15 protein-coding genes are annotated in these 22601 nt (G+C 44.7%); 6 read left to right on the top strand and 9 right to left on the bottom strand.

The window, feature by feature from the left end:
* Window position 1 precedes the first annotated feature (1 nt).
* Genes ABWW54_RS09205 through ABWW54_RS09195 form a run of 3 tightly spaced genes read right to left on the bottom strand, consistent with a single transcriptional unit; the run spans window position 2 to window position 3840 of the window.
* On the bottom strand, window positions 2-904 hold the full coding sequence (locus tag ABWW54_RS09205; RefSeq protein ID WP_353411942.1) for a nucleotidyltransferase domain-containing protein: 903 nt from the start codon (window positions 902-904) through the stop codon (window positions 2-4).
* A gap of 27 nt (window positions 905-931) precedes the next feature.
* Window positions 932-1336 (bottom strand): hypothetical protein, encoded by a 405-nt coding sequence (locus tag ABWW54_RS09200; protein WP_353411941.1) that lies wholly within the window; start codon window positions 1334-1336, stop codon window positions 932-934.
* Window positions 1337-1347: 11 nt separating this feature from the next.
* On the bottom strand, window positions 1348-3840 hold the full coding sequence (locus tag ABWW54_RS09195; RefSeq protein ID WP_353411940.1) for a DUF4132 domain-containing protein: 2493 nt from the start codon (window positions 3838-3840) through the stop codon (window positions 1348-1350).
* A 576-nt stretch (window positions 3841-4416) separates the two neighbouring features.
* Between ABWW54_RS09195 and ABWW54_RS09190 the strand changes: the two genes are divergently transcribed.
* Window positions 4417-6537, top strand: a complete 2121-nt coding sequence (locus ABWW54_RS09190) for a TerD family protein (RefSeq protein WP_353411939.1) — start codon at window positions 4417-4419, stop codon at window positions 6535-6537.
* A gap of 167 nt (window positions 6538-6704) precedes the next feature.
* Here ABWW54_RS09190 and ABWW54_RS09185 read toward each other — a convergent pair whose 3' ends face one another.
* The gene (locus tag ABWW54_RS09185) at window positions 6705-8957 is read right to left on the bottom strand and encodes a hypothetical protein (RefSeq protein ID WP_353411938.1); all 2253 of its coding nucleotides are present in this window, start codon (window positions 8955-8957) and stop codon (window positions 6705-6707) included.
* A gap of 231 nt (window positions 8958-9188) precedes the next feature.
* Here ABWW54_RS09185 and ABWW54_RS09180 point away from each other — a divergent pair, with 231 nt between their 5' ends.
* Both ABWW54_RS09180 and ABWW54_RS09175 read left to right on the top strand, forming a co-directional pair.
* A complete protein-coding gene (locus tag ABWW54_RS09180; protein WP_353411937.1) occupies window positions 9189-10082 on the top strand; it encodes a LysR family transcriptional regulator in 894 nt (297 codons plus the stop codon).
* A 166-nt stretch (window positions 10083-10248) separates the two neighbouring features.
* Window positions 10249-13563 carry an amidohydrolase family protein gene (locus ABWW54_RS09175; RefSeq protein WP_353411936.1) on the top strand — a complete coding sequence of 1105 codons (3315 nt, stop codon included), beginning with the start codon at window positions 10249-10251 and terminating at the stop codon, window positions 13561-13563.
* Window positions 13564-13721: 158 nt separating this feature from the next.
* Here ABWW54_RS09175 and ABWW54_RS09170 read toward each other — a convergent pair whose 3' ends face one another.
* A complete protein-coding gene (locus ABWW54_RS09170; protein WP_353411935.1) occupies window positions 13722-14669 on the bottom strand; it encodes an SDR family oxidoreductase in 948 nt (315 codons plus the stop codon).
* Window positions 14670-14911: 242 nt separating this feature from the next.
* Between ABWW54_RS09170 and ABWW54_RS09165 the strand changes: the two genes are divergently transcribed.
* Window positions 14912-15793, top strand: coding sequence for an AraC family transcriptional regulator (locus ABWW54_RS09165; RefSeq protein ID WP_353411934.1), 882 nt, complete (start codon window positions 14912-14914; stop codon window positions 15791-15793).
* 72 nt (window positions 15794-15865) lie between these two features.
* On the top strand, window positions 15866-16231 hold the full coding sequence (locus tag ABWW54_RS09160; protein ID WP_353411933.1) for a DUF4345 family protein: 366 nt from the start codon (window positions 15866-15868) through the stop codon (window positions 16229-16231).
* Window positions 16232-16284: 53 nt separating this feature from the next.
* On the opposite strand, the gene ABWW54_RS09155 is transcribed toward ABWW54_RS09160, so the two are convergent.
* The 4 genes from ABWW54_RS09155 to ABWW54_RS09140 form a co-directional block, all read right to left on the bottom strand.
* Entirely contained in the window at window positions 16285-17031 is a 747-nt protein-coding gene (locus ABWW54_RS09155) for a TMEM175 family protein (RefSeq protein WP_353411932.1), read from the bottom strand.
* Between the two features lie 165 nt (window positions 17032-17196).
* Entirely contained in the window at window positions 17197-17700 is a 504-nt protein-coding gene (locus tag ABWW54_RS09150) for an endonuclease V (RefSeq protein WP_353411931.1), read from the bottom strand.
* 8 nt (window positions 17701-17708) lie between these two features.
* The gene (locus ABWW54_RS09145; protein ID WP_353411930.1) at window positions 17709-18212 is read right to left on the bottom strand and encodes a PepSY domain-containing protein; all 504 of its coding nucleotides are present in this window, start codon (window positions 18210-18212) and stop codon (window positions 17709-17711) included.
* Window positions 18213-18378: 166 nt separating this feature from the next.
* Entirely contained in the window at window positions 18379-21657 is a 3279-nt protein-coding gene (locus tag ABWW54_RS09140; protein WP_353411929.1) for a WD40/YVTN/BNR-like repeat-containing protein, read from the bottom strand.
* Window positions 21658-22102: 445 nt separating this feature from the next.
* Between ABWW54_RS09140 and ABWW54_RS09135 the strand changes: the two genes are divergently transcribed.
* Window positions 22103-22537 carry a TerB family tellurite resistance protein gene (locus tag ABWW54_RS09135; RefSeq protein WP_353411928.1) on the top strand — a complete coding sequence of 145 codons (435 nt, stop codon included), beginning with the start codon at window positions 22103-22105 and terminating at the stop codon, window positions 22535-22537.
* The last annotated feature ends 64 nt before the right edge of the window (window positions 22538-22601 follow it).

Below are 22601 nucleotides of genomic sequence, written 5' to 3'. Positions count from 1 at the left end.
GTTAAGCTTCATAGTCTCTTAAAATATCCTGGATCTTACTCAGAGTGACGTGAGCCTTACCATCTTGGTTTACTAGATTGCCCAGTGAGCCAAACTGCTGCTCTAAGCATTCCATTAGTAGATTTCGAATAACATCAACTCTAGGCAAATCAGGCAGCTTACTCTTCAAATAGAACGACTCTAAGTCGGCTTCTTTACGCTCAAAATATTCTTCTAATTTTTCTAAAGACCACTCACCTCGGCGAATCGACTTCAGCTGCTCAGAGTTCTTTGTAAGGTCTAGAGTTTCTTCAACCAGCAACTGCTCCACTTCATTCAGCAGCCGAACGACATGGTATGCAAACTTAACATCGTACCCAAACTGCTCAACAATCGGCTTGCGCTTACCTTCTGGCTTTTTAGTACGTATCTTATGCATTTGACCATACGCGTAACCTTTAAACGTTGCCCAACAACCTTTATGCAAGAACATCTTTCGGTTCTCTCGAATTCGATCAGCAATAGGTGTTGAATACAGCACACAGCTATCAGGTACATACAGGCTGTCGATAATATTGGGGTTGTTCTCCATCAACAAACGAAAGTACTTAACTATAGAGTAGATCGTCATGTCATAAACTCGGCCTTTACCACCAAGTGCCGCTGCATCTTTTATATGGTGCTTTTGAAACTGAGAAAACTGAATTTCGTAATCGTCAAATCCGAGAATCTCCCCACGTAAACTAGGGAAAATCATCTCCTTCGGTGGAATCGAAAAGCCGTAGACGTCCATATCAGAATTATCATTGCTTACGCCATAGGCAAGCGAACCCATCACGACTTCATATTGAATTCCGTCACGAACATGATGTGGTAACTCTGGCAGCAACCCTTTAAGTGAAAGTTGCTCTACGTAACTTGGCATATCGTTTTTTCTTCAGCTTTGTTAGGACTAGCCGCCAACAAGAGGAGTAAGTTTTATAAAAGTGACTTTGGTGTCCGCACTTAATGCCACCTCATCATCTAGACTCTTAACCTGTAGATCATCCACCAAAATAAAATAGGCACAAGACTCAAATTCACGCAGCGCTACTTCTATTTGTTTAGTTGCATTAACCTGACGCCCCTTCTTCAACTTATAGCCGTTCAATTCAATCTCTGATTCGGTCGGTTGGACCAAGCCAACAAAATTAGACTCAGCAGCGCGCGTATTATAATTTTCAACTTCGTGCCTCACTCTCTCACTGATAATATCTGCGACACTAACTCTAGGCTCTTCGAACCAAAGCATAAACTCATTCGACAAACCAGTTCCCAGCAATTCATCTTTTACCGTCAAATTATGTACCATGTTCATGGTCTCACCTCCTATAGTTGACTCAGGATAGTTTCATCTTTAATTTTATCGTCATCAGCAAGCATAAAAGCCTTACTCAACACGATGGATAAGCCCCTATCACCTTCAAACGGAAGGTAAATATTTTCAACTTTTTTGTCTTTGCCCCTGCCGGGAACAATACATAGATACTTATCCGTAGGCATAATTAAAATATTGCCACTACCTATGTGGATTTTATAACTATGTCGCTTACCATTTACGACTAAAAATTTACCTTCAATCTTAGCTACATCACGAATCAGTAAACGTGGCAATAGACTCTCAAGAACCAATTTACGAGTCTTGGCGGTTTCGCCTAAGTCTCCAAAAGAATAACTTTGCCAATAATCATTTGTTCTAGGAGCACCACCACGATCACTCCATGCGGGGTCATTACCAATACTTGCTACACCAACAAATAAATCAGCATCTCGAAATATTTCAGATAACACAATCGGAGGCACGTCAATTAACTCAAGAGCATCCCCAAATTCATTCAAAAACCTAACTTGATCAGTTGCTACGTAGTCCCAAATGCCTGCTTCGTTAAAACTATCTCCCATATCAAGCAACTCATCAATCCAAAACTCGGCTGTTAACTGATAACTTGATAAATTCTTTTGTGCAATTTCATTTTCGCGCCCGTCGTCATACGCCCCCATTAGGGAGTACTTCCAACCTCTAATGGCCGCAAGAGAATTGAACTGGTGCTGCTTTATTATATGAGCCGCCATTCTATTTGAGTATGTTCTAGTCTCAATCTCCGCATCCGTAAGAATATAGACTTCTCGGAAACTCTGCTTGAATGGCTGTTTGATCTCAAGTTCGTTTAATCTAGCCCGCCAAGCCAAAACAACTTCCGCTTCAGACATGATTGGATGCCAAAGTTGAAACTGTGAAGGTTCACCGACTACATTTTTTCCGGCACTGTCTTGCCAAGCTTCGTCTCGGTAGATCGCGGGTAACGACTCACCATTAATCGTTAACATCCAAACAAGCTTTCGTGCCAGCGGCCCAACTAGGCCATGATCAATATAGTACTTATAAAACGACTCTGGCTGCCAAACCATGTCTTCGGTAAACAAACGATCAATACGATCTCTTTGAGTGGTAGAGGCTTTTTTAATGTCTTTCGCCAACGCTCGAGCTTTTGCTAGTTTTTCCTTATGAGCGGTTTTATCTTTTACAAGGCTAGGCACAGACTTTTGAAGAGAGCCATCTGGCTTCAACCAACTCAAGGTAGCTTGGCCAACTTCAGTAGCTCTTAACCTCAAGGTAAAATCGTCAAACGTAAAGTCTCTAATTCCTTGCTCCAAACCAAAGTCTGGCGCAGCCATCTCCTCAATTTCAGCCGCTTTAAGACCAAGTTTCTTCGCTTGCTCTTCAATGTTTTTTTGAATTAGTTTCTGTGTATTGTTCTGCTTAATTCTGATCTTCAAACGAGATAAATGACCAACTCCGTCTAAACCTTTTGAATTCGATAACATATAGATCGCGGCATTCCCTAAACCTGGAGCGGCTGGGCCTATATTTGGCAGGCGATCAAAACACTTTTCAGCCAAGTTCGCCACCACAGCCAAGGTTCTTGCATCATGAAAACGAACTAAGGTCCAGACCAAGCCTTTAAGCAAATCTTGAATTTCTGAATCCGGCCGCCCATGATCCCAGTACTCTTCCTGACCTTCAATATGAAAGGCACTTTCTTTAGAAGCTAGCTCAAGCCAATTAGCGACCTGTTTTTTATATTGACTTGCACCAATGTCGTCGCAGGCAGGCTTAACTGAATCTGAGAATTTCTTACTTGGCTTTGCGCCACGGGCTTGAGCCGCTGCATGAAACAAAGCATTCCATTGCCCTTGTTGCTCACCTGAAAGCCCCTCTAAATCAGCCGATATAATAGCTGCAAGATTAGTCTTACCTAATGGGTAAGCTGCAATATCTTCCCCATCTATGACAACAAGCTGCATTAATTTAACTCGCGCTTTCTTTAAATCGGCTCCCCAATAACTCTCTTTAGAGAACTCCTCCCACTGCGACACTTTCAACCAAGCTTGCTTTGTTTCATCCGACAACCCATTGCTAGCTATAGTTTTTGCAAGTTGATTAACGATCCAGCCAATCCCCCAAGTAGAAAACTCTTTTGAATGGTGCTTTCTTATTGAAGAGATCATTTCCAACAGTTGCTCTGGTGTAAATTCATTTTTACGCCGCATAAACTCCGAGAAAAAGTCAGTTAGTCGCTGCCTTACGCTCCAATTATCATCCCGACCCACTTTAAAAGTATGGCTTAGTGACTTTGCCAATATTGGTAGCTCAACTAAAAATATAGCTCGGTCCTTAAGCGACATTTCCAACAACCTTCCATAAACCTCCAAACCACTTAGCTTGTTTTCATAACTCCGGCCTTCTGGGCTTTTAAGTTGCTCGATTACAGTATCGAAAAGCTCTGAATGGGGGCTCGCCTTCTTGCGTTTAAAAAACATAATAATGCCGTCTTTATCCTATATTGTATTTGAAGCCTAATGTTCGCAGATGCGCTTTGTCAATTATTATCAAAACCAAGAATAGGCACGAGATAGAAATATCTTTTTCGATATTTAAGGTATTTAAAAAGATAGATTAAGGAGGATATTTTTTCGCCCGAGAATCCAAAATATATATTTAGGTCATTAAAATCAAAAACTTAAATCCTTATTTCTGACTTTTTGAAAAGTTGGCACGCAGTTTGCTTTATTTAAACTCGAGGCTATAGTAAACCTTCCTTCTAGAATCCGGTTCGAGTCCGGAGGCACTGAAAAGTGTTCATTGGTTGACTTAGGTTTATTGCTCACCTCAAACGAGGCTATGAAAAGTCTTCCTTCTAATTTACTGATAACCCGAAGGTCGCTGGTTCGAATCCAGCCAGTGTCAAAAGGCACTGTAGCTCAGTTGGTAGAGCATCGGATGAATTAGACTTTTCGCTTTCCTCACTTATAGGCTATGACATGGCTTCCTTCTAAACATCAACTATCCTTTGAACTTAGTCATGTCGCTCTCTTATAACATTGATAGGTAACACCATGAACAAACAAAAAATAGCGATAAAAAAACTAGGTGCATTGATTCTTGATTCTGAACAAAGCAGCAATGGGGAAAACAATAAACCGCTTACTCTTAGTCTGAACGCTCAAATGATGAATCTTGGCTTCGTAATGTCAGACACACTTTGCGGTGCAATTAATGAACTTAACGCGGAACAAACCAAAAGGTTGGCAGGCGAATTGATCTCTGAATTACGTCTACTGAAAGGCGCACACGTTTCACATAAGCAAATGTACCCTAACTTCCCTGAACAGGTAATGGATGCTTCTAACCTAGAACTGTATGCCAATGCTCTAACTCACTATTGGTCAAGCGGTCAGTGGCTACCTGAATATCATTCTTTGCCTAAGCCTTACGCTTTCGAAGCAACAAAGTTTAAAGAGATTTCTTTAGAAGATGAAGGTGCCTTCAAAGGTATATTTACTCAACTTTTGATGTCCAATAATTCTTTGTCAGAAGAAGACAAATCGGTCATCGAGTGGTTCATGTTGAACTACCCTCAATCAGAGTTGACCTTTCCCGAAACCATTCCGTTTCAGGAAAACAAGAGTATCGCCGCGGCGATTTTGTTGGCACAAGACAAAGACATTACACCGTTAATTTCTAACACAACTGACGTGCTACGTATCGTTACGTACTTGTCTGAGGGTGACGTATCGTTAGCAAGCAATACCAAATTTATTTCTTTGCCACGAAATTTGCGAAAGAAAATCGTTAAGCAATTAGAGCGAGTGATTAGTGAAGAAGACATTGGTCGACATAAGAATAAATGGAAAGCTCTGCTGCATGGATTACACGTAGGGGACTACTCGAAAAACGTTTACGCAATCGCGAGCAAGCTCCGCAACAATGAGCAACTTGAAAGCTTTTACGGAAAACTCGAGTACTTTTTAAATACCAAAGATATCCAAGCGGCGATCACTCTATTGAAGAGTCGCCCTGGCGAATACGCTCGCAAGCTTGATCATGTGCTTCGCCTAGCGAAGCCCGAAAACAAGCAACGCTTAACACGTTTACTAGCAAAAAACGAAGCAAGCTCTCAACAAGAAAAGGTTGTAAAAGAATTTTTATCAGTCGCTGACCAAGTATCTACCCGCGTGCTTATTCAATTGCTCGGACACATGAGCCGCCGCCACCTAAAAGCGGATAAACGAGTTGTGTTTCCAAAAGGGAATACTCAAAAAGCGGTTGTGCTTCGTCAAACACTGGAAGCACTTGACCCACAGTTGCTTACTGAGTTAACCCAAGGTATTCGGCAAACTTTAGTTGATCGTTTTTCGAGCCTTGAGACTTTAGGTAAAGTTTGGATCGATCCAGATTTAATGGATTGCCCACTTCCGTCTCAACAACGAAGTGCTTCTGAAGGTTTGATTAATGTGGCACGCGGAACTCGGCTACCTATTTACGGAGCTGATGATAAAGACACGTTACGTTTCTTTATTCACTGGGTAGGCCGCGATATTGATCTAAGTGCGACATTTCATTACGAAGATTTCTCAATCATGGAACAAGTGAGTTACACAAACCTTCGATCAAAAGGGTTTCATGCTTATCATAGCGGCGACATCACCTCGGCACCTAAAGGAGCGAGTGAATTTATCGACGTTACGATCAGCCGCGCTTTAGAAAGAAGTGCGCGATACTTAGCCATGAATGTATTAGTTTACAGTGGTCCAACTTTCGCAGAACATGAAACATGTTTTGCTGGCTGGATGATGCGTTCGAAACCTAAAAGCAATGAAATATTCGAAGCGAAAACCGTTGAACAAAAAATTGATGTAAGGGCCAATAGCCGCAACGTGATACCCGTGGTGTTTGATTTACAAACGCGCAAAGCAATTTGGACCGATATCAGCACCTCAAGCCAGACATACTGTGGAGGCAATAATGTGGAATCGAATCAGGCAAGCATTCAAGAGACACTGGAGGCGATCATTGATTCGAAGCATAAGCTATCTCTCTACGAACTTTTTGAGTTGCATGCAAAAGCTCGAGGCGAAATCGTTGATTCTCAATCGGAAGCAGATACCATTTTCAGCTTAGATAAAGGGGTTACCCCGTATGATGTGAACTTGATCAATTCGGACTATATCGTATAACAGGTTAACCGAGCGCCATCCTAGCAGTATTTAAAATCTAGCCCTAAGCCAGTCATTGACAGCCTTAGGGCATCACATACTTGTTTTTAGCCAACTAGCCAGCCACGCTGTTTCTATCAATATTGGACACTGACTTTTAAATTAAGTCAGTGTCCAACAATATACAACTAAGGAATCGGAGTTCCTCCGGGCCGAATTCCACAGTTTCTACAATTGCCGTTACCATCACCCGACCCATCACCAGAGCCACCACCCCCTGAAGATGCATGCGTCACCTCCATCATTTTTGCTCCACCAGTACCGCATTGGTTTACACCCATAATCTGCACATAGCCAGATCTTCCTTGAGTACCGGTATATGCCGATACACTGCGTCCCGATGTGGCTTGCATTTCCCAATTCAAACCAGTGTAAGAAAACGCTTGCACAGTTTGATACGGGTGGGGCACGTGCCACGCATATGATCGCGCTCCAACAGCAGTCCCTCCACTATAGCGAGCAATGCCACCACTGCTCACAGAAGAGGGGCCATTGATGCTACTAGGTGTTTGCGGCCTCCCAATATAGAGCCGCTTGCTCAGGCTGATATTCGGGAAGTTGGCCTTAATGTTTGAATAAGAATTGAAATAACCTGCCCCTCTCACCGTTACCGAGTACGGCGTTGACGATACAACGGACAGACCTGGATCGACTGTCCACACTGGAGGCTCAGGAACATCGCACTGAGAAAAACTAAAGGTTCGCAAGCCGCCGGCGCAAAGCTCAACGTTACTGCCTTCGATTATTGAAGGATACACTGACGGGCTCTGGGGTGATTTATCGAGCTCACCGAACATCCATTCGACGCTTTCTCCATTAAAACTAGTGTGCTGCTGATTTTCACGTGGGGCATAATAGCTGTCGAATGGAGTTTCTCCAGTACAGATTAAATTTCGATTAAGTGATCGACTCCAATCCCCAGTAGTATCGATAATTCCGAGAGAACTATAAGTTGGAATAAATGAATGAATTACCTTATTTACACGCCCTTCTATGTCAATATTCAATCCAGCCAAAAACTCTATTGAGTTTTCAAAAAGTGTATGGCCCAAGGGGTCTGGATCAGAGCCCGTAACAGCGTCGTATAACTGATCAACCGCATTAAAGTACCCACCAGGGACTACGTCCATACTCCCATTAGAGTTATAGTTAGTCACTCGCCCAGTTTTTCTACCTTTACCTTCAATCCACAAACTGGCGATATCAGCAGTTTTGTTGAATTCTGGCATACGGCGAGTAACCATCTCTAGAGCTTGATACTGACCGGGTAGCGTAATCCCAAAAGGGCCTTCAACCCTTACGAATCCATGTGCTCGAAAATCTTCTTCAGCTTCGACGCCCACTTTTGTACCAACCAACGACCCATTTGATATGGCCACTTTTCTCGGATAAATTGGATACCCGTTTGAACCAGGAAGACCATTATTTGTGAGATTTCCCATATACCTCTGCCTAACTGGCGACCCGTTTTTTAGGTAAATGAAATGATCTCCTTTCGTCAAATCGGGATTATGTAACTCAATAAGTTGCTGTTGGGCTGCAATCGACTGAATTTGATTGAAATAGAAGTCAGGTATCTGAGGATCAGGGCTATCACCCTTAGTTTTATCCCAAATAGAAAACACCATCGTTTGTAACCCAATTGAGATGTTTGCACCATTATGTGGACTATCAATGCTCACCCACAAACGAGTTCTATGATCTAGACCATTTTTTTCCATATAAGCCAATGCATACCGCGTAATTTGTCCGCCCATGCTCGGCCCAACGATCACCAACTCCTCTGAGCTCCCGTTTTGAAGGAGCTCTTCATTAAGTCGCTGAATCAGAACAACGTGCGCTAATGCGTTGCGTTCAATATAATCAGCCCCACCATCAAGCACAACGCCTGGACGCGGTTGGTGCGTAGGATGATTAACGATCACAACATCAAACCCTCGCTTTGTCAGCTCTTCAATTAAATTCCTTGGACCATACTCTGACTCATAATCCATCATATCTTCAATCGTGATGGTCTTACCGTCCACATACTCTCCCGACAAATAATCACGGCGTTGAATCCTCCTTTTATCTCCAGGATCAAAACCATCGACGATAACAATTGGCTTAAGCAATCTTTTTGCGTAGTTTCCCACACTGAAAAAAACTCGATAATTTAATTGTGCGGACAGTGGCCCCAACTGGTCCGAGGTTCCTTTTAGCGTATTAGGGTTGTAATAAATGCCATAGCCTGAGAACGGCTCTACATCCTCTGATTTGATTACACCATCACGTGTAATTTGAGTTTGAGCATAGCTAGCCAAGGTCAGAAAGAAAGCGAAGAATGGAAGGACAATTCTTATTTTTTTAAGAAAATTCTTTCTATGAGTATTAAAAAACATGATATCTCCTAGTAGGGTAAGAAAAGGTATGAAACTAATTTGTTTTATGGTTACAACAAGTTTCGGTAGAAAGACATTAAGTTGTAAACGAGTACTGTAATTGAGAGAGCTGCCCTCTTTGTTGTTTATAATGCCGCGAGATTACTCGCAATCTTTGATAAGAGCTATATACAAATTCGCAACGCAGAGTTTCGTTTATGCACAGGCCAACCTGCCTTTTCAAAATGAGATATGAAAAAAATTATGAACTTAGATTGGGACAATATCCGATGCTTTATTGAGGTTGCCGAGCATCGATCGTTTACCAGCGCAGCACAAAAACTTAAGGTTTCTGTCGCCACGGTAGCTAGACGGATCACAGCACTCGAAGAGCAGCTTGGGTTGAAAGTGTTTGAGCGAAGCCCTTCAGGCGTTGACCTAACTGAGCATGGTTTGGTGATTTTTGGCCTTTCTAAGCCTGGAAGTGAATACCTATATCAAGTGGAGCGCGTAGCCGATTCGCTATCAAAAAAAGTCCAAAAACAACCTATCCGAATTTCCGGAATAGAAACTGTTATCAATGAAATATTAACGCCTCAGTTGCCCGCATTGCTCAAACAAGACCCAGATTTGGTCGTTGAACTGATTGTCTCTCATGAAAACAATGAACCAAATAAAAATGAAACTGATATCGGCATAGCGCTAGAGCGCCCAACCGTAAATACCCTAGTTACTCGAAAAATATTCGAACCTAAAATGGGGCTCTTTTGTTCTAGCGCCTATCTTTCAGGCAGAACACCAGAATCCGTCGATCCATCCTCTGAAAACTTACTTAGCTATACCAAAGTCTATGGAGAAATTCTTGAGACTGATTGGATTGACGGAATGGGCTTAAGTAACAATGTCGTCTTTAAATCTAATAGTACAGAAGCTATTTTGCGAGCGACAACTCAAGGAATGGGACTTTCGTTATTGCCAATCTTTCTTGGGAAGCGACGCGGCTTAATTCAAATCCCCGTGGTTCCACCCATTCCTCGTCGAGAATTATGGCTGGTTTTTAACGATGAGCTTAGAAGCATACGTCACGTAGATAAAATTAAAAAATGGATATTAGATTCTTCCCATGCCGCGCTTTATGAACCATAACCCACAAAGCGCATGCCTGCGCTAGTCGAAAAAAATCTTTATCTCATGATCAACAACTGGCCTATCTCAATCTAAACAATCATTGAACACGTTTTCAGTTAATATTGTGGCAACGCCCATCACGTTTCACATGTGATGGCCCACGAAATTAAAACTAGAAGCCAATATGCCAAAATCAATTTATTTAGTAATAAGTTCATTCTTATTAACCGCCTCTACTGCCTCACATTCTCATACTCACAACCCCAGTCAAGAAAACAAACCATCACAGCTTATTGCGATAGAAGCTGATGCCTCGCTAAGCGACATAGCTAAGAGCGAAGACGACAAAGCCGAATGGGACGTAGCCAATCCGCCACTTCCTGTACGTCAAATTCCTCTTGAAGTTAGTTCGGGCACTTGGATGAGCTTAGATTTAAGCCCTGATGGCAAAACCATCGCGTTTGATTTACTGGGCGACATTTACACGATGCCAGTGTCGGGGGGTAAGGCCACTAATATAGCCAGCGGCTTACCTTGGGAGATTCAACCTCGTTTCTCTCCTGACGGAAAAAGAATCGCCTATATTAGTGACCGAAAGGGCGGCGATAATATTTGGACAATGAATGTCGACGGCTCAGAACGGCGTGCCATTACATCCGAAAAATTCAGGTTATTAAATAATCCTGCTTGGAGTGCGGATGGACGATTTATTGCCGCTCGAAAACACTTCACAACATCTCGGTCTGCGGGCACGGGCGAAATTTGGCTCTATCATGTGCTAGGCGGTACCGGCGTACAGCTTGTCAAGCGTTCGTCGGAATCATTTCAGAAAGAGCTGGGAGAGCCAATCTTTTCATCCGATGGACGGCATATTTATTTCTCAAAAAATATCACCTCGGGTGATCGCTTTATCTACGCTCAAGACTCCAATACAGACCTGTTTAATATATTGCGCTACAGTATGGAGAGCGGCAAAGTTGACACAGTGGTAAGTGGTGAAGGTGGCTCCGTGCGACCAACCCCCTCACCCGATGGTTCAAAGATCGCGTTCGTTCGCCGTGAGCGCACGCAATCACACTTGTACGTTAAAGACTTGGTCAGTGGAATAGAAAACAAAGTCTTTAACGGCCTTGATCAAGACATGCAAGAGACCTGGGCCGTCACCGGGGTGTATCCAAACATGGACTGGACACCTGATAGTGAGTCTTTGATTTTTTGGGCAAAAGGTGGCATTCACAAATTGGATATTGCGTCGGGCAAGACCTCAGAGATCCCATTTAGCATTAAAGATACGCGAGACGTTATAGACCCTCCGCGTCCAGACGTAGCCGTGGCTCCCGACACGTTCAAAACTAAAATGCCTCGCTTTGCGACTTATTCACCCGATGGTCGTAAAGCAGTGTTTGAATCATTAGGCAAACTTTGGGTAAAAAGTGTTAATGGCGGCAGCCCCAAACGCCTAACGTCCAATAACTCTGATCGCCGAGAACTTTTTCCAGCTTGGTCTCGAGATGGTCGGAAAATAGCCTTCGTATCTTGGACTGATAAAAACCTCGCAGCCGTACACACCATCTCCGCGTCAGGCAGCAGCGAAAGAACGATCACTAAAGAACCTGGACACTATCGTCGCCCTCAATTCTCACCCGATGGTAAGAGCATTGTGGTCGAACGAGGTAAGGGTGGGTATCTACTGACGAAAGACTGGTCGGTAGATCCTGGTATCTATTTATTACCAAGCAGTGGTGGCAAAGCCGAAAAGGTAAACGGTGGGGGTAAATGGCCACACTTTGGTGCCTCTAACGACCGGCTCTTCTTCACTCGTGGCGGTAAAACAATCGATCTGATATCAGTTACTCTAGAAGGTTTAGATGAGCGGATTCACGCCACCTCAGAATTAGTTTCTGAATATCAAGTATCGCCCGATGGATCACATTTAGCCTTTCACGAAAACTACGATGTTCACGTTGTGCCAATGCTGCCGGGGCCTCAAGCGTTAAAGGTAGGTCGTGCAGGGGCGTCACTGCCTAAAGTAGAGGTTAGTGGCAATGGCTCAAGCTATATGCATTGGTCAAAACAGGGCAAGAGTATCAATTGGAGTTTGGGAGACACCTTATTCACCGCCGCAGTTGAAGATTTTCGGCCAAAACCAACCTTTCATGACGCCGCGCCACAGAATGAGGCAGATACAAGCTCAACGCCGGAAAAGTTTCATCCACCAACAGACGGCTTAAACTTAAGCATGACTGTCGACACCGATAAGCCGTCTGGGACGATAGCGTTAACAGGCGCTCGAATCATCACGATGAACGGTGACGATGGCGGCGTAATCGAAAACGGCACACTGATCATAAAAGACAATCGCATCAGCGCTGTGGGCCGCAACATTAGCATTCCCGCTGGCGCAAAAGTGGTCAACTTAGAAGGTAAAACGATAACTCCAGGGTTTATTGATGCTCACGCGCATGGCCCACAAGGTAGTGACGACATCATTCCTCAGCAAAATTGGTCAACTATTGCTCATTTGGCCTTAGGAGTCACGACCATTCATGACCCTTCTAGCCGCGCAAATCTAATTTTTCCCGCAAGCGAATACCAACGAGCGGGGATGCAATTATCACCGCGCATTTACTCTACCGGCGAAGTGGTTTATGGGGCCAAAGCACCTGGATTTTACGCCAGCATAGAAAGCTATGAAGACGCTGAAGAGCACGTATTCCGATTGGCTGAGCAAGGTGCGCATTCAATCAAAAACTACAATCAACCGAGGCGTGACCAACGTCAGCAAGTGGTTGCCGCCGCAATGAAAGCGAACATCGCTGTGGTAGCAGAAGGTGGGTCTAACTATCATATGGACATGGCCATGGTCGCCGATGGCAATACGTCAATAGAACATAACCTACCTCAGGCAATGATCTATGAAGACGTCCTGAGCATGTACTCTCAAACTCAGGTCGCTTACACCCCCACTCTGGTTGTCACTTACGGTGGACTTGCCGCTGACCCATACTGGCGACAAGCCACGGATGTCTGGCGCCACCCGATACTTTCAAAGCACGTTCCGCCTAGAATTCTTCAAGCAAATAACGTAAGACGAACTACGGCACCAGAAAGTGACTTTGTGGACGATGTAAGTGCTCGAACCGCCCACATGCTAAAAGAACGAGGCGTACTAGTATCAATCGGTGCTCATGGCCAGCAACAAGGGCTTGCCGCTCATTGGGAAATATGGTCGTTCGCTCGTGGTGGATTCTCGCCAATAGAAGCCTTGGCAACAGCTACAATAGCGCCAGCCCAGCATCTTGGTTTTGATAAAGATCTTGGTTCATTGGAAGTCGGAAAACTCGCTGACATGGTCATCATGAACAGCAATCCACTGGACGACATCAATAACACCGATGACATCTTGATGGTGATGCTAAATGGACGTCTTTACGACGCAAAAACGATGGATCAAGTTCACACTGATGACGTAAAACGCACGCCGTATTATTGGCAATAAAATTTCAATTGGATCAATACTGGTTTCAACTTGCGCATGGTTAACGTGTAAGCTGAAATCAGTATCCAACGATGCTGAACATTAAGTCACACCCTCTCCGCCAGACTGAGGATCGCCACTGCTATCAGAGGGAGCAGGCATGATCGAAAGCTCACTTTTTACAGCGTCCAACTCAACGAGACTTTTTCTTCAGAAAGTGCCCAAAGCTTAGTCGCCATCTCTTTATTGAGCGCCACGTCATCAAGCGAACACTCACCAACTGGCCCAACGGTGTCGGCTCTTTTTGTTGGGCCGTACAATGCATTAGACTTCAACCCATCATGTGTTGCACACATAACTTCCGGCCAAGCGCCCTTTTCAGCCGATTGCGCTATGACTCGAGACAATACAGACCAAATCAGCTTATTTACCACACTGGCCGTATCCATTAATAAATTAGTTCGTGACGCACCAGGGTGACAGACATACACTTGAACCGTCTTACCCGACGTTTTGATTCTTCTTTGCAATTCATAGGCAAACATCATCTGCGCTAGCTTGCTCTGCGCATATGAATCCCAGGCAGTGTACTTTTTATCAAAGTTGAGGTCATCAAACTGTATTTTCTTACGCCCCATTTTATAGGCATTGCTGCCCACCACCACAATCCGCCCTCTGGATTCCTCTATTCGGTTAAAGAGCAAACCACATAAAAGAAAATGACCAAAGTGATTTACCCCAAGTTGGCTCTCAAAACCATCCATCGTGATCTCTTGCTTAGCCACTTGTGCAATCGCTCCATTACAGATAAGTGCGTCAATTTTCGGCACCGTGTTTAATACTTCAGTCGCCGAGTCTCGGACCGACGCAAGCTCTGCCAGATCCATTCGCACCAACGACACATCAGCGTCACCTCCAAACTCCTGTTTCAACGACGCTATCGCGTCGTTTGATTTTCGAACGTTACGGTTCATCATCACCACGCGTGCTCCCTTTGAGAGGAAAATTCGAGATGCTTGATACCCCGCTCCTGAGTTCGCCCCTGTGATGACGAATGTTTTGCCTTTGAGAGATGTTAGTTGTTCGGGTGTCCAGCCATGAGAGCCGAATTGGTTCTTGTTAGTCATTGTTAAAATTCCTATTTTACGTGCTTAATCAGTCGGAAAGCGGATGCTTTTTTATTGCCCAATACAGCCAAAAGTTACCGTTTGCGTGAAAGGGCTCACTTAGTGAAAATAAATATAACTCTCACAACATCCAGTAACTAGGCGAAATAATCTCTAAAACATGCCTATTTGTATCTCTATATTGAATGATGGATTTTCGAGTGCTACCTTCAGTGAGTATCTAATTGAACGATCAGGTTTGAATGAGCAAACAATTAATCAAGCAACTTGTTGAGCGCAAAGCGCATCAGGAAGGCATGACGGAAACAGGTGTGAAAGGCGTCGAACTCTTCAGGGTGACCAACCCTGTTCGATGCGCCCCTGCTGTGTACGAACCCTCTGTAGTCGCAATTCTAAGTGGAGCCAAAGAGGCTATCTTAGATGGCAAGCGGTACGTTTATGACAGTGATTTATATATGTGTTGCTCTATGTCGATGCCGGTCGAGGCAGGAACACCCACCGCCTCGCCTGACAACCCTTTGCTAGGAGTCATCATCTCTCTGGATACTAAGGTTATGACGGAGCTTTCGATTGAGATGGAAAGTGCCGTTGGGGCAATTCACAAACCTCAAAAAGGCGCACTCCCTCCTAGTTTTGCACTTGCACAGTGGGACGAAGAATTTACCAAAGCACTATTACGCTTACTCCAATTAGAAGGCAACATGACTGATAGTGCGATACTCGGAGACGGCCGTCTACGCGAGCTCTATTATGCCGTATTGAAAGGCGCGGCAGGGGAGTCAGCAAGACGTGCGTTTGGCGTTGGAAATGAGATAGCTCGATCCATTGATTATTTGTCTTCCCGACTCGACGAAGTGGTTACCATAGAAGATATGGCCGCACAGGTGGGTATGAGCCGAGCAGTCTTACATCGTAAGTTTAAAGAAGCCACCACCCTATCTCCTATCCAATTTGTCAAGTCCATGCGCCTGAATACGGCGGCCATGAAAATTGCAGGAGGCATGAATGTTAGCGTCGCAGCGATGGAGGTTGGCTACGCAAGTTCGTCCCAATTTAGCAGAGAATTTAAGCGAATGTACGGACAATCGCCAAAGCAATGGAGTCAATCAAAAAAACTAACTTGATTGACTTTAAACACACCCAGTTCGCGATTTAGTCGGTCATCAGCCAAACTATTTAGACTTTAGGAGCCTTTGATGGAAACCACCTTAATTTTCAGATTCATTGGTGCCATATTAATCATTATTGGCATCTTCTTAGCAGCAAATCCGGAACTCGTTAGCAGTAAACCAGTACCGGAAGATACATTTAAAGCCGTAGAACGGAGAATATGGTGGGGGCTGTTAATCGGAATCGGCATTTTATTTCAATTTCATCGCTCCCTATTTCCATGGCAACCCACCTTATCAGCAACCTGTGCGTGCCTCCTCATCGGCTTACTGATCGCTCGCCTAATCGGTATAGCGCTAGACGGTTCAGTGGCTAAACAATGGCTAAATGTCGGAATAGAAATCATCATTTTGATTCCCTTTATTTGGTGGTACTTCAAAGTACGCGCCTAGACTATGGCAAAAAAGCGCTCTTATTAACGACTCCATTGCCTGCGTTGAAGTACTTATGCGTATCGCTTTTTATACCTTCGAATCGAGCCTTGTTCAAAGATCTGCACTATCAACACAATAAAAAAAATATAGCCCGCTAACGGAACAAGGTTTACTGGCGCAAAACAGCTAATACCGATTGAAATCACCGAAATAAAAATCGAGCCTAACCATCGCACACACGTGGCTTTAGTTACCGAATGCTCAAATTCGCTTAACGCTAAAGATTTTGTACGTTTAATCGCTAGATATTGTAAGCACATTATCAGCAAGGACATCACCAAATAGCCTACTGCGTAAAAGATAAAGAAGCCACGCACCTCTTTCTCATTCACAATATTAAAGCTTCTAGGAAAGTACCCATCGCTGAGACCATGAAACATTAGTTCAAATAATATCCGCAATGGGTAGACGTAAATTAGTAGCGAGAACACCAAACTTATACTCAAGACGATGGAACTTTTGCTCTCAATCCCAAATCGTCGACTCCACTGACGGTGCGATAGCCAGAACAGCATCAGTATCCAAAAGCTCATAGCAAGTGCGGGGATACTTTTAATACCGACCATCAAGTCATCGAAGCTACTCGGAATCTGTCCTTGAGAAATCACCAACATTGAGAGCACAAACGCAAATGCAGCATCGATTAAAGTGTCGAGGCGAGTTGTCTCGAGACCACGCATACGAAAACCTTTTTCCATTGGCAGCGCCTCTAATTCTTTCTGAGTCCACTGCATTTCCGAGACTATTTGTTTTGGCATGCTCGCTATCTACGATCGTTAATTAAAACATTCAGTCCCATTATAGCCAGTGAAAGAAAATAAAAACAAACTGTGGAGTGAGAAGGTCGCAGGCGGCGGTAGTTCATCAAAACGATGCTCGAACCGAACGACACACATGGGCCGAGACAAAAAAGTGAACGCTGACTATAGGTTTATTCCTCGACAAACTTGATCAGCGCGTTTTAGTAATGTGGGTATTCTGTGTTTTCCATGCATCGTTTCAATAAGTCTTTTGGCTTCGCTTAACGAGATGCCAACGGAGGAAACCAACAGAGGCTTACTGCTGTCGCCTCGATATACTTCATAAGTCTCTGGCGTGCCTGAGAATGGCTTTTTGGCAACGCCTATCACGGGCACCCTTGTATTGAGCGATCGGTAGAGATGCATTCCCAAACCGTCTGACTCATCTATTCCCAACGTAACAAACCCATCAATAACAATGACCGTCAATTCTTCGGTCACGTGCTTAAGCAATTCAAGAATACAAGGCAGCTCTCTCTTGTAAAATGCACCCGGCTCGTAAGGCTCTATATCACTCAGCTCGACCGTTAAGGTTCTTGCCACTTCATTTGAACCCCAGTACTCAAAAAGAATGCCTGCAACGATTGCAGAATTCTGTTGATATTGCACATCTACCGCTAGCTTCATCTGCCCGACTAAGTACGCCGCTTCTTCTTAAGGTATGGAATGACAAACATGATAATTCCCGTAATTGACATCACTAAGGCTATGATCGCAACAGGAAGCATCAGCCAAAGATTCGCATTTTTCTCAAAAAAGGTGCCATCGTGAATGCTTTCAATGAAGTCTGAACGGCGCTTGGCCACATGCAAAATTTCGCCTGTCGCAATGTCAATCTGGATTTCAATCAAGTTAACGCTGCGAATCTTTATGATGCCTTTAGATGGACGAACATCCAAACGATCAATGTCCCCCCAACTGCTTATCTGAGCAGACTCAACCGTATTCGCGATTGACAGAACTTGGTCAAAACGGACGCTTGGAATACTACTTTGTCCTTTAGCCGTCGGTGGCTGAATGAAAGCGAATTCTTTTTTAGTCAACAATAAAATGCCAGTCACAAAAACCACCAACAATGGAATTGCAATCACAATGCTGAGCCACTTGTGGGTAAGTCTATTAGCTTTTTTGAAGTGCATTTATACTCTAAAAAGTAGGGCCTTTAAATCAAATAGAATTCCGATCTCTAGCGCTCTCGCAGGTTATTGAAAAGCTGAGAATTGCACTGGCAGTGCATTCAAGGCTTTCAACAACCCGCATGAGTCTATCGCTTAACGTACCGCGTTGATCTACTAGCCGACATTTCTACTGAGGGACTACGGCGCCAGACGTCCAAGGGCCGCCCGCGTTGATAACCCCTTGCTGCAAGCTTGGCATAGCTTTCTCTTGCAATGCCTTTAAGCGTTTTCCCACGCCATCCAAACCGGTCATTGCATACTCATACTGCTCCAAATGCTGTTCTGTGGGGCCGTATGACGACCACGTTGCAGACATGGCATACCACAAACGACTGGAGATATTAGCTGGCTTTATGCCCTTTTGGTCGCGAGACTCAAGGCCATTTAATGTCAATTTAATTGAGTTAACTTCTTCTTGAATGGCTGCGTATTGAGTTTCTAAACGCGCGATATCTCCGGGCGTTAGATCGATCGCTGAACGAAGGTCTTTCAACGTGCTCGCCATATTCTCAACAATAACTGCCGTTGCCGTTGCGCGTTTCTCTGCAGCTCTTAGCTTTTCACTAAATGCCACTACAGCCTCTGAATCAGAGGCTTCGATTGCTGGAGAACGAATGGACTTCAATTCAAATTCAACAGAATCAGCGACCTTGGCGACCTGCTCGCCCACGCGCTGATACAGAGTAGCCTGGTACAATCCTGGCGCGGCCATCAATCCGTGCTCTTCATCATCTTCCTCTTCGACCTTGGCAACGATCGCTGCGGTTTTGGCGTGAGTCATATCCCAGGTAACGCGGTGTAAGCCTTTCTTTGCTTCGCCGGCAACGCGATTAACAAAGTTGCCTTCAGAATCGCTAATTTCGAGATAAACCGCAGGCGCCGCTTCCTGGTTTTCTTTTTCTATGTCTTCCCAGGCTGGGTATTTAGGGTATTTCTTATCCTCAACCATCTTTTTCTCTAGCTCTTGACGTTTTTCCTTCGCTGTCAAAAGGCTCTCTTTCAAAAAGTAGGTCAACGTCGCGCCATGCTCCGGATTTTTCGCCGCATAGCGGTCATCACCATCGGTGCTTGTATGGTTGCTATCCAAGCGGAACCATTTCACGGAACGACCGGGTGCAAACAATAGCGCATTGTTTTCTTCCATCGTGCTTTCCGTTAGTTCGCGCAGAGGGCTGTAGTCGTCAAGTATGTAAATACCACGACCAAACGTGCCAGCAACCAAGTCGTTTTCACGGCGCTGTATGACAACATCTCGCGTTGCGATTGTCGGAATTCCGCCGTCTAGCTCAATCCATTTCTTACCGCCATCCACCGTAAAGAACACACCAAATTCTGTGCCAATGAAGAGAAGGTCTTTATTGATATGGTCTTGCACAATCCGCCAAACCAGATGGCTATCAGGCAAACCGCCAGCTAACGAAGTCCATTTATTCCCCAAATTGGTCGACTTTATTAAGTAAGGCTTAAAGTCACCGTATTTATGATTGTCGAGAGCAACGTACACTGTATTTGCATCAAATAAGTCAGCACGAATGTCATTAACGTAAGCCGTGGCTGGCACGCCCGATACATTTTTCAGGTCGATCTTTCTCCAGTTTTTACCGCCATCTGTGGTGACCTGAATCTGACCATCATCGGTACCAACCCAAAGGATGTTCTCGTTTACCGGGCTTTCCGCAAAATTAGCGATGGTATGATATTCAGACATCGCGTAAATATCCCAGCCCGCTTCTACCGACCAGGTACGCCCCATCATCGGCGAGTGCATGCGATTACCATTCTTAGTAAGATCTTCTGAAATCGGCGTCCAGCTATCTCCACGGTTATCTGACCGCCAAACCCGTTGCGACGCAAAATAGATACGCTTTGGGTCGTGAGCCGACACGTTAATAGGGGCGTCCCAGTTAAAACGTTCTGCGGGTTCACCTGGGCGAGGCTGAGGCTTGATATACACATTCTCACCCGTTATTCGGTCATGGCGAGCTAAATTACCTTGCTGCCACTGCGAATACATTATGTTGGGATTGCCAGGTTCAATGGCTGGTTGATGGCCATCACCAAAAAGCGTTAAAAACCAATCCTTATTTTTGATGCCCTCGGAACGGTCAGTCCGAGACGGTCCACCTTGAGTTGAATTATCCTGTGTTCCGCCGTACACAGTGTAAAACGGTTCGGCATCATCAGCAGCGACCTTATAAAATTGTGTCAGCGGTAAATTTGCGATAAAACGCCAATTGTCCATGCGGTCGTGCGACAAATAAAGTCCGCCATCAGAACCGATCATCATGAAGTCTGGGTCAGTCGGGTGAAACGCCATCGCATGATCATCCACGTGTTTGCGTTTGACGTTAATCGGCGTCCACGTCGTGCCGCCGTCGTTTGACACCTTACTGTAGTTACTTGCAATATAGACACGATCGAATTGATGTGGGTCTGCGTAGATTTCCTGATAGTAGTGCGGTCCGGTACCACCACCCACCTCTTCGGACATCTTAGTCCAGCTTGCTCCGCGATCGGCTGACCGATAAACACCACCTTCGCGATTATCTATCTCTATGGCAGCGTAGAGTACGTCAGGCTTCATCGGCGAAATGGCTAAACCAATTTTACCCATATTCCCTTCAGGCAGCCCACCTTCGAGTTCTGTCCATGTATCACCACCATCGTCCGACGTATGAATACCAGCCCCCGGGCCAGTACCCACGTACGCCGCAACCGTTCTCTGACGTGACCACGTAGCGGCGTAAAGCTTGTCAGGATTACGAGGGTCGATAAGCAACGACGTAACCCCAGTCCATTCATTCTCAGGAGTCAAAACACGTGCCCACGTTTCGCCACCATCGATAGTTTTATACAGACCACGCTCTCCACCACCGGTCCAAAGTGGGCCTTGAACAGAAACCCACACCGTATCTGAATTCTCTGGATGAACGATAATATCGGAAATACGTTCCGACTTTTTCAATCCCATATTCTTCCAGGTTTGGCCGCCGTCCAACGACTTATACACACCGTCACCAAAACTGATATGACGCCCACCGTGATTCTCACCACTGCCAACCCAAACAATATTGGGGTTACTTGGGTCAATCGTCACATCACCAATCGAGTAAACCGATTCCTTATCAAAAACTGGAGTCCATGTGGTACCCGAATTGACCGTTTTCCACACACCACCCGAGCCTACAGCGACGTACCAAGTAGATGGATTGGATTGATCAATAGCAACATCGGCAATACGACCGGACATATACGCCGGGCCAATGCTTCGAAATGCCATCGCCTTGAAAGTCGCATTTCCGAATAAAGGCTGGTCTTCTGCGTCATCAGGTTGCGGTTTTGAAAAAGCATCCGCGCTAAAAACCAAAAAAGATACTGCTAAAACTGCTTTGAGTAGTGTGTGCATATATTCGCCAGTTTAGGTGGTTAGAACCATTTTCCAGATCGAATAAGGTACTCAATATTTAGACAAGAGTAAAATATAATAGGCAGTCATCGAATTCACGAGACACAGACAATTCTAACTGCAGTCAACTCGTGCTGTTTCTTTGGCGTATTAGTGAGCCTAACAATCAGAAATCTAGGATTAGAGTCAGATGAAACCGATATAGACAGCAAATACACATTGTCATCGTAAACCATAAATCAGCCCTCAACAGGCGAGCTGATGGGCTGTAACACTATTGATGGCGGCTAATTAGTCATACCGAGTCACGCTTCAGACATGAACGCTAACAAGGCTTCTCCGCCCCCCAATTATTTAAGTTAGGCTGCCGCTTGACAGTATGTACCGCGCAGGGCGTATAATTCTTCGCAATAAATCATAAACTAACCATTAGACAGGTACGGAAATGTCGATCAGAAACCTTTCTCATATTAAAAAGCTTTTCGAGTATGTAGAGAACCCTGAAGAGAAACAAGAGTTATACAAAGAGATGCTATTGATGACTCTTTCAAGAGCAACGCGTGCTGATCTGGTAACCGATGATTCAGAAGTGGCCACCGTACAACAAGTTGTACTCGAAGCGACTGGTGAAGAAGTGAGCGCTCAGTGCGTACGAATTGCCGCGTCTTCAGAGTTATATGAAACGGCACCCATTGATAAGTATTTGGCGCGTGTAAGCCAAAAAATCGATATGTCTCAGCGTCAATCGATCGTCAAGTCTCTGATCTCTGTTTTTAAAGCAGACGGTAGAGTGACGGAATCTGAAATTGAGTTTTTCGACATGGTTGTCGAAGCGTTAAAATTGTCACCAGCAGAAGCGGCTGGCCTTGTAGTCAGCTAAGAGTTTTCAACGAATAGGCAAACTCTTGTTTGTAAAGTTGGCTTTATGGGCGGTCTAGGTTTTG

This window comes from Arenicella sp. 4NH20-0111 (genome assembly GCF_040366405.1).
GTDB lineage: Bacteria > Pseudomonadota > Gammaproteobacteria > Arenicellales > Arenicellaceae > Arenicella.
Note: the sequence above shows the minus strand (reverse complement) of the source record. Positions and strands in the feature narration are given on the sequence as shown.